Origin of the sequence: Paenisporosarcina macmurdoensis (genome assembly GCF_042658845.1) — a bacterium.
Classification (GTDB): Bacteria; Bacillota; Bacilli; order Bacillales_A; family Planococcaceae; genus Paenisporosarcina; species Paenisporosarcina macmurdoensis.
This window is the reverse complement of sequence record NZ_JBHSRI010000002.1, coordinates 25,843-40,705: the sequence shown is the minus strand read 5'-3', so window position 1 is coordinate 40,705 and position 14,863 is coordinate 25,843. Positions and strand designations below refer to the sequence as shown.

The window sequence follows — 14,863 nt, the reverse complement described above, 5'->3', positions numbered from 1 at the left end:
GAGGAAATTTGATGAAGAGTGCTTTTTGGATTCGAACTGCTTTGGCAGGAGCTTTAACTTTTTCTGTTACAGAATCAACGGTTTATGCCCATGACGAACTGGGTGGCTCGGTAGAAAAAGGTGAAAATCTTGCTGGTAGTGAGTTGGTCGTTCCATTATTGGAAGGCAGTAAAAACGTAGGGAATCTGCAAGAAGTTGCAGCGGTTCCTTTGAAAGAACTTAAAGAAGGAGTCAAAAACTCAACTGCAGACGTGTATGCTCATAAAGGATTCGCATATCTAGGAACACACTCAGCAAATGGCGGCGCTGGCGGTGTCCGCGTATTTGACATGAAAGATCCTTCTAATCCTGTGGAAGTCTCATCCTTTGGTTCGGTTGAAGGGACTTGGCAAGAAAAAGTAATTGTCAAAACTGTTGACACGCCTGATTTCAAAGGTGATTTAGCAGTTGTCAGTGTTCAACAACTGGATCGCTTCAATCCGGACACGAAAGGCGGATTCCTGCTATATGATGTGACGAATCCAAAAGAACCGAAAAAATTAGGTTTTTGGGAGTCTCCTTCTCCTGCACGTGGTACACATGAACTGTATTTAACGGTTCAAGATAATAACATTTATGTCTTAACAGCTGATTGCTATGCAGATTACTACTCACATGGTGAAAATATGGATGTTTCATTTGTCGATGTAACCAATCCTGCGAACCCAGAAACTATTTATGAATTTGACCCACGTGATTATATTCCAGAAGTTAGCGATGAAAATTACGATGGCTATAACTGGACTGATGAAGAAGGTATTAAGAGAACAGCTTTTGCACACAGTGTAAAAACTGACGGAAACGGTACCACTGCTTACCTTTCTTATTGGGATTTAGGGACGATTATCCTTGATATTAGTGACGCTAAAAACCCTGTTTACTTAGGAAGAACAGACTTTGCTTCTACTGTACAAGGTTCAGCACATTCCATGGATCTTGCAAAAGGTGGTAACGTACTCGTTGAAACACGTGAAGTTTTTGGTCCAGTTAGAGACGGATTCGAAACATCTTACGGCTACACAATGCTCTATGATATTAAAGACAAAACAGCACCAAAACTTCTTAGTACCTTCAAGACTGATTTCACAGGAAAAGTGCCAGGTGGGTCGACTGTACATGACCCGAAAGTACACGGAAACACACTTTACCTATCGCACTATTCCGGTGGAGTTCGCGTAGTGGATATTACAGATGCATCGAACCCAGTTGAAACGGGTTCATACATTCCTAGTAAATCAAACATCTGGGGAGTCTTTGTAGATCGAAATTACGTTCTTGCATCTGACATGGGATCAGGACTAAAAGTGTTACAGAAAAAAGGAAGTTCAAATGACGCAAATGCAAACACTGCTATTCAAACTCCATAGTTTTAGAAACGGAAGAACTCTATAAGCTTAAATGTAAGTATTAATTGTCATGAAAAAGACAGCTGAAGATACAATCTCAGCTGTCTTTTTCATGACTATATTGTTTAAGAATTTTATTAGTGCTTTTTGCTAAAGTCAAAAGCCTTTTCTATTAGAGACACCCTTCGTTCGGACAAGCGCTAGCGGTATTTGACCATTCAAGAACTTTTCTCTTCAAAATATGGCGATTTCCGCTTGATTCACTAATTATCGCTAACTCTAATCGCTTGAAATCTTTATTACTGATTTTGGCTCTAGCCAAAATCCTTTTCTGTGAGTAACACTCTTCGTTCTGAAAATATCGATATTTGGCACTCATCACACCGCACTTCTTTATCAGGATTCAATTGATGGATTATCTACCTGTGAGCGAGTTTTCATATTTGCAATATATATTAAGCGCAGTGCAATCAACATTAATATGATAGCTATGAAACGGTTTAAGTCAAACGAGACTTGTACGCCGCCAAACCAGCCAAAGTGATCGATTAACATGCCCATCGATAGCTGTCCGATGACTGTCGATATACTGGTTGCAATTATTCCGATTTTTGGGACCGCTATAATGGTCAAAAACAAGTAACCGACGCCAAACCATACTGCACTTAATTGCCACTTGGGTGCGTCTAATATGGCAAGTAAATCACCGGTACCAAAAAACAATATGACAACGGCGAGTATCAACGCTCCTGTGATAAATGTTAGGAATGTACTTTCATAAGTACCCGCATTCTTACTGAAAGCTCCATTGATTGATGATTGTGCACTTAAAAAAACACCTCCTATAACAGAGGACAATAATATAATAATAGACAAGAAATGACCTCCAATACTAATTAAAAGATGAGAAGCAATGATACAGCCATCAACGTAACAGCTGCTAGTTTTTCCTTATTAAGTTTTGATGTACGACTGCCTAACCATCCATTATGCTCGATGATCATACTCATCGCCATTTGTCCTACGATGACGCTTATCATTGCTAGACCGACGCCGACAATGGGAATGCTGATGACAAGAATGGTTAGATAAATAATGCCAAGTAACCCACCCGTTAGCTGCCATTTTGGTGCTTTAAATGTGTAGGACAGGGACCCTTTCCCTAGAAATAATAGGACAATCGCAATGATAATGGTCCCAACGAAAAAGTTATAAAAGCTACTCTCTAGCTTGCCTATTGATTTACCAAGTTCACCATATATGGCGCCTTCTACACTTAGCGATAGGCCTGCTACTAATGCAATGATATAAACCCAAATTTTCATATGGCTTCCTCCTTTCATATCTATACTTCGAGTATCATCGATATGATTAAAATAAAAAAAGAGAGCTTAAAGCTCCTCTTTTATGAATTCGGCAATTTCTTGTATGCGTTCATCATTTCGACGGTAGTATGTCCATTTCCCATGACGCTCTGATTCTAAAAGACCAACCCTCTGCATCATCGTTAAATAATGCGAAACAGTAGATTGTGACATATTTGCTTTCTCTTGGATGTCACCTACACATACGCCCCCTTTTTCACTGATATTTTTCGCAAGATGTGCAGTTGTCTTATCAAAATGATTCATGGGATCTTTCAACCACTTCAACATATCTAATCTCGTTTCATTCGCTAACACTTTGAAAATCTCGATTTGGTTTTCCATAATTGAATACTAATCGATAATTCTCGATATGTCAATTCATGTTTCAATTGATATAATGAAAGAGCCGAGCAGATTGACTTTAATGTCAGGCATGGGACGTATTTAGAATCATAAAATGATGCCCGCTATTTTATCCTCAAAAACCTTTAGTTCTGATTTTATATTAGAACTAACCGATGATTTTTATCTAAATACTTCAAAATCACAACTAATTCACGCATTTTTACAACTCGACTTCCTAGAATCACAATTAAAATTCATCTTCTCAAAAAGACATCCTCTTGAACCTAGAATCAGCCTTTTTTCTAGGTCACATTTTAAAAAAACTTCCTCCCAACGCAAAAAAGCGCCAAAGTGCTCGGCGCTTAAAAAATCTTCTTCTGTACTTGATCTTCTTTTAACATTTCCACTGCTTCTCTAAAACGCATGGAATGGACATTTTCACGCTCACGTAAAAAGCGTAATGAATCGTTAATATAAGGATCATCCGAGATATCGATTAGCCATTGATACGTAGCACGTGCTTTTTCTTCAGCTGCAATATCTTCATATAAGTCTGCGATGGGATCTCCTTTTGCCTGAATATATGTCGCGGTAAATGGAACCCCTGCCGCATTGTTATAAAAGAGTGCATGGCCGTGACTCACAAAATGAGCGCCTAATCCCGCAACTTCTAATTGATCTGGTGTCGCATCTTTGGTCAATTTGTAAATCATCGTTGCAATCATTTCTAAATGACTGAACTCTTCTGTTGAAATATCTGTTAATAATCCAATTACTTTATCAGGCACGGTATAACGTTGATTCATATACCTTAATGCAGCGGCCAATTCGCCATCTGCTCCTCCGTATTGTTCCATTAAATATTTTGCTAATGTTGGATTTGTATCGCGGACTTCTACTGGATATTGCAGCTTTTTATCATATACCCACATCGACTATCCCCATCCTTTCAAACCTGCCATGGCCAAGGCGTCTCGCTTTTTTTAGTACAAGAAATAGGGGTAAGAATCGTTAAAGGACCATAAAGAGCTACATAAGATTTCCTGGTTTTTGCTGCGATTTTCATTGCTTCTTTTTGCTTTTGACACCCCGCAAGATCATCTGGATGCGTATGCATATACAGCACCCATTCAATTACATTAAAATCAGCAATTTGAAGGGACAGTAACAATTTCCGCTGATCTTCGCTCATGAGATACCTTCCTCTTTAGAATATCCATCAACTAAAAATGGCCAAACGGACCCGTGAACAAAAGCCGCTTCTGGTGTGAATTCGGGACAATACGGTGGTTGCATCTGCCACCAAATCGGTGGGGGTAAAACAAACACTTTCGGTTTTCCACCAAAAGACGCTACGCCACGATACCAAGACGTATGAATATCTCTCACTCCTCTTAACTACCATATGATGGACTCCATGCAATTATTAAAAGTTTTTCAACCTTTCCCTGATTAACATTTTTTTATTTATAGACAAAAAGAGGTTTGTCATTTAGTGACAAACCTCTTCAAAAAAATTATTCAGATGCTTTAAACTTTTCAGGTAGCTCATTCACAAATACTCCTGTATCCGTAAACCGGCCTTTAAGCGTATTATCTTTAACAATTTTAATGATGATCGCATTTGCAGTTTTCGAAGTGCCGTCATTCAATATACTAGTTATGGTTTCTTCAGCAATAAACTCGATTTCGGATTCATTAAAAATTTCTTCATGGATAAGTAATTCCTCTTTTGACAAGTTTAGAGGTTCTTTGTCTGCATCTACCCATTCGTAACCGCCATCAATTAACCACTCACCATTTTCGTTCACTGCTGTTATATAGACATTTCCATGGTGTTGATAAAAGTCTTTCAATTGAAATGTTTTTACCTTTATTAATAGTGGCGTATTTTCAATAACTTCCATCCGTGCATCCAACGAGATTTCAGGGAAAAATCCATCTTCCCCACTCGTGGAATACCAATACTGAATCAATTCCGGTAATTCATTATTAAGCATTTCGCTAGATACCAGTTCCTTAATACTCTCCGGTAAGTTTTCTTGAAGTTTAGCTGTCATCACTTCTGGTTGAGTTCTTTCTTCCATAGAAAATGTCATCTTGCTATTTGTCTCTTTAATAATCTCTTCTATCTGCTTAAACTTATCCATAATTACTCTAATTTCAGAATCGGGTAACGTTTCTGGCACCTCGTCCACAACAGGAACTGTCTCTTCGTCGTCTTTATCACGCTGAGTTTCTTGATCCTCAGGAACAACTTCTTGAATATCAGGTTCGCTACCTTGTGGCGAACCTGTATCGTCTAACTCGGAACAGGCAGGCAAACAAAACATAACCAACATTAGAAATAGGGGTATTAATACATTTTTATACATCCAATGCCTCCAATTATTACAAATTTTAGGTTCTTCATACAGTATGACAGATAGGAGTGAATTAATCTGTCAATTCGGGTAATCTATATTCATGTGTGGTCCAATTTAATCTTTCTTACTAGGATTAATTAAGTATAAAAAACCATTATTTTATTTTTCCATTCAATTAGCAGTATAATGTACCATCAGAAGCATAATAATTCTCATTGAAAGGGTGGATACTCAATGAACCATTGGAATACTCGATTTCAAACTGATCATTTTATTTATGGAACGGAGCCTAACGTCTTTTTAGCAGATATTCAGAAAAAGTTGGCATTATCAGGTGATGCTTTAGCCATTGCTGAAGGTGAAGGTCGTAATGCTGTTTTTCTAGCTGAACAAGGGATGAATGTGACAGCATGGGATTTCGCGGAGTCAGGGCTATTAAAAACAAAAAAGCTAGCAAAAGAACGTGGTCAGTCTGTTCATACGGAACTTGTCGATTTAAACGAGGCTAACTGGAGCAAAGAAATGTGGGATGAAATTGTCTGCGTCTTTGGCCATTTCCCCTCTGAATTGCGAATGAAAACACTACAAGGGGTAAAAGATGCCGTTAAACCTGGAGGATATTTTGTAACTGAAGTGTATTCATACTATCAACTCCCGTATAACAGTGGCGGACCAAAAGATCTAGAACTTTTATACAAACCACAAGAGTTTTTGCATCCCTTTGCTGACTGGCGTATTGTTCACTTTTTCATGGGTGAAGTTTTCCGTCACGAAGGAGAATTACATCATGGCTTGTCTCATGTAATCCAGTTTGTCGCGCAAAAACCGAACGAGTGAATGACTATCGAGAAATAAAATAAAGAACCTTACTGAGACAACAGAATTAATAGTATTGCTGAAACAAACCCGATATGTGCTAGGCAGGTTTTAAGAGAATACCAATTTTTAAAGTTAATTAACTATAAGGGGCGTTAAGTATTGAAGCGATTATTAGTCGGGGATGTTTTTGAAATTGATACACCCAAAGGTAAAGCATATTTACAACATGTATTTAATAATCCCGACCTTGTGGAATTAATAAGAGTTCTTCCAGGGATTTATGAAGAGCAACCACAAAATTTATCTGAATTAGTTCATGGAAAAGAGGAGTATTTAATTCACTTTCCAGTGAAAGCAGCAATTAAAAAGAAAATACTAAGAGTAATTGGTAACTATGACTTGCCCATTGGTTTTGTAATTCCTGATAAATTCAGAGATTGCTTTGATGATTCTAATGGTGGCGGTGTATATTGGCAAATTGTAGATTATGACTCGTGGCAGAGGCAGACTTTTTATGAGTTAACAGATGAACAAATAAAATTATCGCCATGGGACATATGGAATGATACTTTACTGATTGAAAGAATATGCCAAAATTGGAGATTGGATAAATGGAAATAGACTGCTTTTATCGTATACAATCTTTCTTAAGCTTTTGGTGCTGACCAAAAGCTTTTTTAGATAGTGAAACCTTAGCTGGTTACCTCTATTTTTTATACGCTCATTCGACAAAAGGGTAAGAAACCGTACATAAATCTAAATTCATATGTCGAAACCTTTTTGTGAAACTCCTACAAATTATGGCTATTTTTTTATCATCTATTTGCTATATTATTTGAAAAGAAATTCGAGGTGTTTATTTTGAATTTTGATTTTGAATTTTTTCTTGATGAGATAATTGGTCCTCGTGAACATTTTCATACAATGGAATGCCATGTATGTGGGTTTGATGAAGTGTACTTTCAACATCCATTCACAAAAAAACAAATTGGCTTCGCTTGCGAAGGCTGCAACTTTGCATATGTATTCACTTTCGAGCAGGTTAACTCTCATAGCAAAACGTTCAAACAAAACATTCAAAATATGCACTTTTCATAAAAATCACAGTGTAAAAGAAGGCGACCGAAGATTCAATTTCGGTCGCTTCAAGTGTTTCTATTTAACATACAGTGATTGTTAGTTAAAGTTAATATTTTGAAATGATAGAATTTATTAATTATAGATAACAGTCAAAACGGGCTCATTTGCAATGGCTGAGGGTTCCTTAATGACAAAATCATTTGGCACTGCGCAATTTCCTGGGTTTACCTTTGGATCGATTCCCATATAAGGATTAGTAGGTTGGAGAACTCCAGTGATGGACACTCTCCCAGCAACAAAAATACCACCATGATTATTATGGTAATCTAAACTAGATGGTAAATCAGCATCACCATAAATAAAAATTGTTGCTTTACTATAGAATAATATACTTCCATCTACCCTGAAGTCCCCTTTAACTATTGCACATGACATTGGTTTCATGTTAAAAGAATTTTTAGCATAGACACTTTTGTTAAACTGAATCCATTCTTTCGTATCTGATGAAAAATCGTCCATTAATACATCTTCATTTATGACGGACAACGTTTTGTATTTTCCATATGTATCTTTATTTTTCTTTTTATTTTTACCCGTATTAACAGGTGTCCCAATCCAATCATCTTTCACTTCGTAAAAAGGGGCATTCATTTTCACAGTGGCTGAGAGTTTCACAACTTTATCATTTTTTACGGTTGGCTTATTCTGAATGGTTACATTAAACTCCCATTCTAAATTATCTGAAATAGCGGGAGAACAATCAGTTGTCATATTTGTTGCAGTATATTCAGAGGTCTCTAAAGAATATGCTTTAATAGTGTCACAAAACTTATTGTTATTAACGTTAAGTTTTTCTAAATATTCTGCTTTAATTTGTTTTCGTTGACCCTGATTAAACCCATTAAACACATTTATTACAGACTTATTTTTATTTTTAAGATTTTTCCATTCTTCTGCAATGTACGCTTTGTAATGCAATGCTCCCATCTCTGCAGTATGTCTTGCTTGAACAGTTTTTTCTTTGTTATTAAATTGTTTGGCAGACGTAATATTGAGTGATAACAAACTTAGTCCTAATACTGAAAATACTATAATTAGCATCAAAACGATTAATAAAATGTATCCTTTTTGATTCTTTAATTGGTCCATGTACGAGTTCCCCCCTATAACTTGCTAAAGGCAGTTTCTATAATATAGATGTGATCACCTGATTTTATTTCCATTTTAAATCCCTGATTCTTACTTCGATTAATGATCATTTTTTTAGGGTCAACCGTACTAGGGGTAACTGCATCCAAAAATTCATATTCATAACCCGAAGATAAAATTTCTCCATTCTTAATTTGAAGATTATCATCGACAATCTCTAATTCAAAAATCGGGGTATAACCAGCTTGCTGTGAGTCTAATAAATGTTCGTTGCGCAATTTTTCGACAATGAGATTAGCTTCCTGCTGCAATCTTTGTGTTGTGGTATTGCGTTCAGAAGCTTTCATTCCTTGGCTCATTACAGAGAAAATCAAGATTACTAGCATACCTACTAAGGCAAGTGCTGCAAGCAATTCAACTAACGTTATTCCTTTTTGAGAGTTCATGAACTCACCTCGATAAATATTTCAGTCTCAAATGGCTTCGAGTTTTTTACTGAGGGATTCTTAGAATTCACTTCGACTTTGATTCTTTTTAATGTGGGTAACTTCACTTTTGAATTAACTATTGTTAAGAAGACATTGTAATTGGAGTCCCCCCCATTTACTACTTCTATTTTGTCATCAACATCATCAACATCATTAAACGCATCTTTCGCAGTCACTTCTATATTTTCTTTTTTGAGAAGACCAAGGCCTGTTAAGTCATCACTTAATCTAACTTTTCCAATAATATTTTCAGCAATCTCTACCGAAGTCAAAGTCTCTCGATTATGCGCAGTATACTTTGCAGATTGTATAAATAACGCCATGAACGTTATTAGTACTAATGACATGATTAGAATCGCTGCCAATATCTCAACCAACGTCATTCCGTTCTGTATATTTGGCGTTTCTTGCATTAAGTCACCTACCCAATTTTATTTGTAAATGAAGTTAATAAAGCGGTTTTCGTAATTCTTTAGAACTATTTATCTTGATTTAAAGGTCCTTTATATGTATTGATATTACAATCAATCGTACTATATAGATTACATAATTACCAATATTATCCTGCGACAAATTTCGACAATAACTTAATAAACTTCCTTATATCCTTAAATTGAAAAGCGCAGAAAGTTTAAGTTCTCGGTCGCTTTTGATATTCTCAGTAATATTGGCTCCCAAAAATTATTCATACTATCTTCTCATTTTCTTAAAGCACTCCTGCTTTGGTTTTTTATACTCTGGAGATTATGTAACTGAAGTGCATTCACACTTTCAACTCCCATATAACAGCGCCGGATCAAAAGATCTAGAACTTTCATACAACACCAGAAGAGTTTTTTCATTCCTTTGCTGATCGCGTAATGGTCACTTTTTCTTTCGAGAATTTTTCCGTCAGGAAGGAGAATTACATCAATACTGAATCGTATCATAAATAGAAAATGAGGTATCAATGTGGCTATATCACCACATCGATACCTCATTTTCTTGTAGTTACTCATATAATTTTTTCTTATCGATGCCATTCACATAGCACTACTCCAGTGGTTCTGTTGTTTCATCATCCACATCAGTGGACTTCTTCTCTTTTTCAGGAGGATGTAACACTCCCAGAAGTTGTCGACTTACATATGGATGTTCATATGTATATACAGTAAACCGGCTGTAATCTATGGCATCGACAAATGTTCTATCTACAAATATCAAATCTTCTCGTATGTAAAATCCATTTACAACAGAATCCCATATATAAACCGTTTTTTCTTGCTGAAGCATAAGCTTTGCTAAACGAATCGACTCTTCGTTGATTCCTATAATCAGATGTATGTTCAAATTCATAGTAAAGTTTCCTCCCGTGAGTATTCCAAGATACTTATTGTATGCATCCTGTATTGTTTGAAGTCTTTAATACTGCTTTCCGTGACCTCCCTCTTCTTCAGTAGTTACGCTTCCATAATTAAAACTCCATTAATTCACAACAAATCTATCATGATTCTATATATTTATAAAATTTCCAATTTTAAATTTATAGTGGTGCTTTTTTAACTTATATATGGTATTAATTGTATAGACAAAATATTGAAACGAGAGGGATTGCTATCATTGAAAAAATTAATAGTTTTTATGTTATCTGCATTCTTAATCTTTACCGTTTCCAGTTCACCCGCTTCTGCAGCTTCGAAAAACATGTGGGGGAAAATTGAGATACAAAAAGGAATGGTCGGCAAAGTACAAATTTTAAAGGATACTGATTTATTTTCGGTGAATAAAGGTAAGTTGAAATTTGTGAAAAAGCTAAAAAAAGGCAATGAGCATGGAATTTTTGGGGAATCAAAAAGTTTTGGTGGGGTTTATAAGCTGAGTGGCGTTAATGTCGTCAAAAAATCTTCTTCAGTAAAATATTTACCTGTTCCAAAACCGACTTCAAAAGTTTATAACACAAGAGAAATTGTGAATTTGAATGATTCAAAGATTGTTCTCATTCATACTGATAGAAGTCAAGGAAGTGGAATCGTCGTAGGGAATGGGTTGATTTTGACTAACCATCATGTAATAGATGGAGCGAAAACAGCTACCGTAACCTTTAATAATGGGCAAAAATTTGATGTCAAAGGCATTGTGGAATCGGATGCCAAGAAAGATGTTGCCTTGTTAAAAACTACGAAAACATTCACTACAAAAACTGTTGTGATCCGTCCTTCAAGTAAGGGACTATCTAAGGGTGAAAAGGTAGTCGCAATTGGCAGTCCACAAGGCTTACAAAATACGGTCTCGGAAGGCATTATTAGTTCGTTTAGAAAGGTAAATGGGGTTTCCTTAATCCAAACTAATGCAGATATTGATCACGGTAGTTCTGGTGGAGCAATGTTTGATGTGCGTGGGCAACTCATTGGTATGACTAGCAGTGGATTGGATGGTGTAAGTGCGAACCTGAATTTCGCTATTGCTACTGAAGAATTTTTCCCATTAGTGAAAAAATATAGTGGTAAAAAACATGCGAGTATTAAAGCCTCATTCCCTATTCCAGCTCCATCCTTACAAACTCCTGTATTAGGGAATATTTCATTAGGGATGACAATGCAACAAGTCAAAGACTTATCGGGTGGCGTTTACTCTAGTGAAGATACGAACTTTTTATACTACTCTGATGTAAGTGCTTTTGGCTTATTCGCAGATGTGAATTATGAATTCAAAAATAACAAATTAATTTCCATTTCTGTTTTTCACTATATCGCATTTAATGTCACAGACTTAGACATTATTGAAACCTACTTCGACTTTATGTATGCTGAGCTTAGCAAAATTTATGGGGCTGCAGATGAAGTGGATTCTAATTGGGTTGAAGTGGACGAAGGGTATGTCTTAACCGCTTACTGGTCGAGTCCAGACCATGACACGGTGCTAGTAGTTCATGTATCGTGGGAAGATGAAACGTTTGGTGGGATTAGCATCTCCATTATAGAGTAACCACAGTTGAAAATAAGAGCTGTCCTAAAAGTCATAAAACATGACTAAGGGCAGCTTCCTTTTATAAGTAAGGGTTGAATTGCCGTTCCAAACGGACGCTTTCCGCGGGCATGGCATCAGCCTCCTCGACGAGCAAGCTCGTCTGTGGGGTCTTCAGCTCATGCTATTCCCGCTGGAGTCGCCGTCTTCCACTCCAATCAACCCTAAGTTCATCATGTGCAAAACAGACAATTATTAGGTTACAATGTACAAATGTAGATGCAGAAAAAAGACTCATTTTTTTCTCCACTTATTTTATAGAAGAAACTTATTATACAGCCCCTACTTTTTCTGCTTTTATGACCAAATCCAATAATAGTGTTAATAGGTTTACCTCATTACAGAAACAAACCACGTTCAAACAAATCATTCAAACTCAAAAGCATCTACTATCCGATCAGCTCTTATGCGATTATGGCAAAGCTTGAACAATAGATCCAAAAAGCTTTCCACCTCTAAAGTTGAAGAAGGTAGTGGGATTTTCATAGTATTAGTGCCAAAAGTTTGCTTGTAATACGATTTTCTAATGCCGTTTTTGCCATCCCGCTTTAAAGGGTTGTATGTCCAAGAGAGTGAAGTGACACCATCTTCTTCAACTGTTCGATTTAACTCGGCAATTGTGGTTGATTTATTGTGCGCGTAAATAACTAGATAATAATTGTCATTCCGATGCCAATCGATGAATAAGAAAAAATAGCTGTCATGTCCAAGTTTAGACACTTCAAACGCAGCTATAATTGGTTTTCTATTCGCCCATTGATGAAATTTAATTAAAGTATCATTTTGGGTGTCTAATTTACGTATTTCATATGTTGTAGGAGTGGCCTCATTCAAATAATTACTTACGATTGCAGCCTGATTTTTCTCCATGGTGACACTTCCTCTTTTCAACTCTTTAAGTTACTTTATCTTATCATAGTGAAATTTCATGATGTCAGTAAAAAAAGTTAATCACCACAAAAAACGAACGTCGCTTTGACGTCCGTTTTCTCGCATTTTTTGTTGAGTTAGTTCACAGAATTTAAGATTGCTTATGATAACTTTCAATACCTCTATTTTGTTTCAGCTCAGTATCAGCCCACTCCGAAGTCACTCTCACTATTCCTCAACAACTTCACTCTTCGCCGTAATCTCCACCCCATTCAAAGCTTGGCTTGCTAACTTATCTGCTTCTCCATTCGACTTCCTTGGGATTAATTCATATTCCGCTTGAATGCCGAGGTCTTTCAATTTTTTGTCGATTCTCTCCGCCCAGCCTGATAAGTCCTTCTCGAGCGTTGGCCATTCTTCTTTCATTTGTTTGATGACGACTTGTGAATCTCCGATGAATTTAACCGGCAAATGGTGGACACCTAAAAGGTCGAGCTCTTGAATACTCAAGTGAAGCGCTGCATATTCGGCCTCGTTATTGGAAGTGTGTTCGTTAGCTGATACGTTCCTGCGCAACCTGAACGACTTTCCGCTTTGTTCGTAATAAATGACGCAACCGAGTCCCGAATTTCTACTCGTTAGGTCAAAGCCACCGTCAAAATAGACCGTAACGTTATGTGGGTCGGTTTCAATTCCTTTCAAATAGTTCTTCAACTCTTTTACTGTCCAAGTGCTGTCATGTCTATCAATCAACAGTAAGTTTTTAAGGCGTCCTGATTTCTCCATGTCTTCTAAAATTAGCAGAGCATGTGCTGCAGGTAATTCTTCTGAACTACAAGCCACTTCTGTCCCTTTTGGTGTTCTATAAATCCATTCCATTCGGATATACATTTCGAGTCCTCCTCGTATTACATCGTTCAACTCTTATTCATAGTGCTAGTTTTCCCATTATAGTACATATTTATAAACCTACATGGTCCAGTTAGTAAAAACAGCAATGATGAAATTAAATTTCACTTAATATTAGAATAATATTGATTTTATATTTCTGTAAGCGCATACTTATGAAGAAATCAAGTAACGATTAGGTGGGATTTTATGAACTTAGAGAATTTATCCACGGAACAACGTAATTCTAGCACTGAAGGTTTAGATAGCATGAGTGTTCGTGAGATTTTAGAAAAAATGAATGAAGAAGATCTTACGGTTCCAAAAGCTGTTAATGAGGTTATTCCTCAGTTAGACGTAATTATAACCAAAGCAATTGAACGCATGAAATCTGGCGGCAGACTTATATATATAGGAGCGGGTACAAGTGGTCGTTTAGGAGTACTCGATGCTGCTGAATGTCCACCAACTTTTGGAGTGGATCCATCATTAGTCATTGGGATTATAGCTGGCGGTGAAAAAGCATTGCTTGAAGCCATTGAGGGTGCTGAAGACTCAGAAACACTTGCAGCCGATGATTTAGCTGCGATCTCCCTTTCCGCAAAAGATACGGTCATTGGCATTGCTGCTAGTGGAAGAACACCGTATGTTCGAGCAGGACTAGAGTATGCAAGAGCACATGGTTCACTAACAGCAAGTCTGTCATGTAATATGGATGCCATTATTAGTAAAGCTGCTGAGTATCCAATTGAGATAAACACAGGGGCTGAAGTATTAACAGGCTCCACTCGCTTAAAAGCAGGTACTGCACAAAAGCTTGTGCTAAACATGATTTCAACTTCCGTCATGATTGGGCTTGGCAAAGTGTATCAAAATTTAATGGTTGATGTAAAAGCAACAAACGTTAAGCTTCAGCATCGCGCTAGGAACATGATTGTTCAAGCAACTGGGGTGGACGAAGAAAAAGCAGCAACTTATTACAATCAAGCGAATGAAAATGTCAAAGTGACGATTGTAATGATCTTAACAGGAATGACGTATGAAGAATCATGTGAACGATTAGATTCGGCAGAGGGGTTTGTTCGAAAAGCAATCAAGTAGAT

General features: G+C 36.9%; 18 protein-coding genes. 5 read left to right on the top strand and 13 right to left on the bottom strand.

Translation table 11 applies throughout. From position 1 onward, the window contains the following. The first annotated feature begins 11 nt into the window (after window positions 1–11). Window positions 12–1,406 (top strand): LVIVD repeat-containing protein, encoded by a 1,395-nt coding sequence (locus tag ACFPYN_RS00210; RefSeq protein WP_377731854.1) that lies wholly within the window; start codon window positions 12–14, stop codon window positions 1,404–1,406. A 375-nt stretch (window positions 1,407–1,781) separates the two neighbouring features. Here ACFPYN_RS00210 and ACFPYN_RS00205 read toward each other — a convergent pair whose 3' ends face one another. The 7 genes from ACFPYN_RS00205 to ACFPYN_RS00175 all read right to left on the bottom strand — a co-directional run bounded on the left by ACFPYN_RS00205 (window position 1,782) and on the right by ACFPYN_RS00175 (window position 5,472). Then, window positions 1,782–2,261, bottom strand: a complete 480-nt coding sequence (locus tag ACFPYN_RS00205) for a DMT family transporter (protein WP_377731852.1) — start codon at window positions 2,259–2,261, stop codon at window positions 1,782–1,784. Window positions 2,262–2,281: 20 nt separating this feature from the next. Then, entirely contained in the window at window positions 2,282–2,710 is a 429-nt protein-coding gene (locus ACFPYN_RS00200) for a DMT family transporter (protein WP_377731851.1), read from the bottom strand. 66 nt (window positions 2,711–2,776) lie between these two features. After that, window positions 2,777–3,094: an ArsR/SmtB family transcription factor gene (locus ACFPYN_RS00195; RefSeq protein WP_377731850.1), complete on the bottom strand. Its 318-nt coding sequence runs from the start codon at window positions 3,092–3,094 to the stop codon at window positions 2,777–2,779. Window positions 3,095–3,459: 365 nt separating this feature from the next. Further along, on the bottom strand, window positions 3,460–4,029 hold the full coding sequence (locus ACFPYN_RS00190; RefSeq protein WP_377731849.1) for a manganese catalase family protein: 570 nt from the start codon (window positions 4,027–4,029) through the stop codon (window positions 3,460–3,462). Between the two features lie 17 nt (window positions 4,030–4,046). Next, window positions 4,047–4,289 carry a spore coat protein CotJB gene (locus tag ACFPYN_RS00185; protein ID WP_377731848.1) on the bottom strand — a complete coding sequence of 81 codons (243 nt, stop codon included), beginning with the start codon at window positions 4,287–4,289 and terminating at the stop codon, window positions 4,047–4,049. Beyond that, window positions 4,286–4,486, bottom strand: a complete 201-nt coding sequence (locus tag ACFPYN_RS00180) for a hypothetical protein (protein WP_377731847.1) — start codon at window positions 4,484–4,486, stop codon at window positions 4,286–4,288. Before ACFPYN_RS00180 ends, ACFPYN_RS00185 begins: the two co-directional genes overlap by 4 nt. A 128-nt stretch (window positions 4,487–4,614) precedes the next feature. Further along, the gene (locus ACFPYN_RS00175) at window positions 4,615–5,472 is read right to left on the bottom strand and encodes a hypothetical protein (protein ID WP_377731846.1); all 858 of its coding nucleotides are present in this window, start codon (window positions 5,470–5,472) and stop codon (window positions 4,615–4,617) included. Window positions 5,473–5,697: 225 nt separating this feature from the next. On the opposite strand from ACFPYN_RS00175, the gene ACFPYN_RS00170 reads away from it, so the two are divergent. After that, window positions 5,698–6,300 (top strand): class I SAM-dependent methyltransferase, encoded by a 603-nt coding sequence (locus tag ACFPYN_RS00170; RefSeq protein ID WP_377731845.1) that lies wholly within the window; start codon window positions 5,698–5,700, stop codon window positions 6,298–6,300. A gap of 141 nt (window positions 6,301–6,441) precedes the next feature. Next, window positions 6,442–6,903, top strand: a complete 462-nt coding sequence (locus ACFPYN_RS00165; RefSeq protein WP_377731844.1) for a hypothetical protein — start codon at window positions 6,442–6,444, stop codon at window positions 6,901–6,903. Window positions 6,904–7,494: 591 nt separating this feature from the next. Here ACFPYN_RS00165 and ACFPYN_RS00160 read toward each other — a convergent pair. The 4 genes from ACFPYN_RS00160 to ACFPYN_RS00145 all read right to left on the bottom strand — a co-directional run bounded on the left by ACFPYN_RS00160 (window position 7,495) and on the right by ACFPYN_RS00145 (window position 10,334). Next, window positions 7,495–8,511: a hypothetical protein gene (locus tag ACFPYN_RS00160; RefSeq protein WP_377731843.1), complete on the bottom strand. Its 1,017-nt coding sequence runs from the start codon at window positions 8,509–8,511 to the stop codon at window positions 7,495–7,497. A 14-nt stretch (window positions 8,512–8,525) separates the two neighbouring features. Next, window positions 8,526–8,957 (bottom strand): PilW family protein, encoded by a 432-nt coding sequence (locus tag ACFPYN_RS00155; protein WP_377731842.1) that lies wholly within the window; start codon window positions 8,955–8,957, stop codon window positions 8,526–8,528. After that, window positions 8,954–9,412: a type IV pilus modification PilV family protein gene (locus ACFPYN_RS00150; protein WP_377731841.1), complete on the bottom strand. Its 459-nt coding sequence runs from the start codon at window positions 9,410–9,412 to the stop codon at window positions 8,954–8,956. Before ACFPYN_RS00150 ends, ACFPYN_RS00155 begins: the two co-directional genes overlap by 4 nt. 619 nt (window positions 9,413–10,031) lie before the next feature. Further along, the gene (locus ACFPYN_RS00145) at window positions 10,032–10,334 is read right to left on the bottom strand and encodes a hypothetical protein (protein ID WP_377731840.1); all 303 of its coding nucleotides are present in this window, start codon (window positions 10,332–10,334) and stop codon (window positions 10,032–10,034) included. Between the two features lie 264 nt (window positions 10,335–10,598). On the opposite strand from ACFPYN_RS00145, the gene ACFPYN_RS00140 reads away from it, so the two are divergent. Beyond that, window positions 10,599–11,963 (top strand): S1C family serine protease, encoded by a 1,365-nt coding sequence (locus tag ACFPYN_RS00140; protein WP_377731839.1) that lies wholly within the window; start codon window positions 10,599–10,601, stop codon window positions 11,961–11,963. Between the two features lie 405 nt (window positions 11,964–12,368). Here the strand turns inward: ACFPYN_RS00140 and ACFPYN_RS00135 are convergent, their stop codons facing one another. Together ACFPYN_RS00135 and ACFPYN_RS00130 are read right to left on the bottom strand one after the other, a co-directional pair. Further along, complete coding sequence (locus tag ACFPYN_RS00135; RefSeq protein WP_377731838.1) at window positions 12,369–12,872, bottom strand: hypothetical protein; 504 nt, start codon at window positions 12,870–12,872, stop codon at window positions 12,369–12,371. 228 nt (window positions 12,873–13,100) lie between these two features. Continuing rightward, window positions 13,101–13,763, bottom strand: a complete 663-nt coding sequence (locus ACFPYN_RS00130; protein ID WP_377731837.1) for a reverse transcriptase-like protein — start codon at window positions 13,761–13,763, stop codon at window positions 13,101–13,103. A 207-nt stretch (window positions 13,764–13,970) separates the two neighbouring features. On the opposite strand from ACFPYN_RS00130, the gene murQ reads away from it, so the two are divergent. Beyond that, the gene (gene murQ / locus ACFPYN_RS00125; RefSeq protein ID WP_377731836.1) at window positions 13,971–14,861 is read left to right on the top strand and encodes an N-acetylmuramic acid 6-phosphate etherase; all 891 of its coding nucleotides are present in this window, start codon (window positions 13,971–13,973) and stop codon (window positions 14,859–14,861) included. Window positions 14,862–14,863 lie beyond the last annotated feature (2 nt).

Coding starts and splice junctions, on each gene's coding strand:
- ACFPYN_RS00210 (WP_377731854.1), top strand. CDS start 12: ATGAAGAGTGCTTTTTGGATTCGAACTGCTTTGGCAGGAGCTTTAACT.
- ACFPYN_RS00200 (WP_377731851.1), bottom strand. CDS start 2,710: ATGAAAATTTGGGTTTATATCATTGCATTAGTAGCAGGCCTATCGCTA.
- ACFPYN_RS00195 (WP_377731850.1), bottom strand. CDS start 3,094: ATGGAAAACCAAATCGAGATTTTCAAAGTGTTAGCGAATGAAACGAGA.
- ACFPYN_RS00190 (WP_377731849.1), bottom strand. CDS start 4,029: ATGTGGGTATATGATAAAAAGCTGCAATATCCAGTAGAAGTCCGCGAT.
- ACFPYN_RS00185 (WP_377731848.1), bottom strand. CDS start 4,289: ATGAGCGAAGATCAGCGGAAATTGTTACTGTCCCTTCAAATTGCTGAT.
- ACFPYN_RS00175 (WP_377731846.1), bottom strand. CDS start 5,472: ATGTATAAAAATGTATTAATACCCCTATTTCTAATGTTGGTTATGTTT.
- ACFPYN_RS00170 (WP_377731845.1), top strand. CDS start 5,698: ATGAACCATTGGAATACTCGATTTCAAACTGATCATTTTATTTATGGA.
- ACFPYN_RS00160 (WP_377731843.1), bottom strand. CDS start 8,511: ATGGACCAATTAAAGAATCAAAAAGGATACATTTTATTAATCGTTTTG.
- ACFPYN_RS00155 (WP_377731842.1), bottom strand. CDS start 8,957: ATGAACTCTCAAAAAGGAATAACGTTAGTTGAATTGCTTGCAGCACTT.
- ACFPYN_RS00150 (WP_377731841.1), bottom strand. CDS start 9,412: ATGCAAGAAACGCCAAATATACAGAACGGAATGACGTTGGTTGAGATA.
- ACFPYN_RS00145 (WP_377731840.1), bottom strand. CDS start 10,334: ATGAATTTGAACATACATCTGATTATAGGAATCAACGAAGAGTCGATT.
- ACFPYN_RS00135 (WP_377731838.1), bottom strand. CDS start 12,872: ATGGAGAAAAATCAGGCTGCAATCGTAAGTAATTATTTGAATGAGGCC.
- ACFPYN_RS00130 (WP_377731837.1), bottom strand. CDS start 13,763: ATGTATATCCGAATGGAATGGATTTATAGAACACCAAAAGGGACAGAA.
- murQ (WP_377731836.1), top strand. CDS start 13,971: ATGAACTTAGAGAATTTATCCACGGAACAACGTAATTCTAGCACTGAA.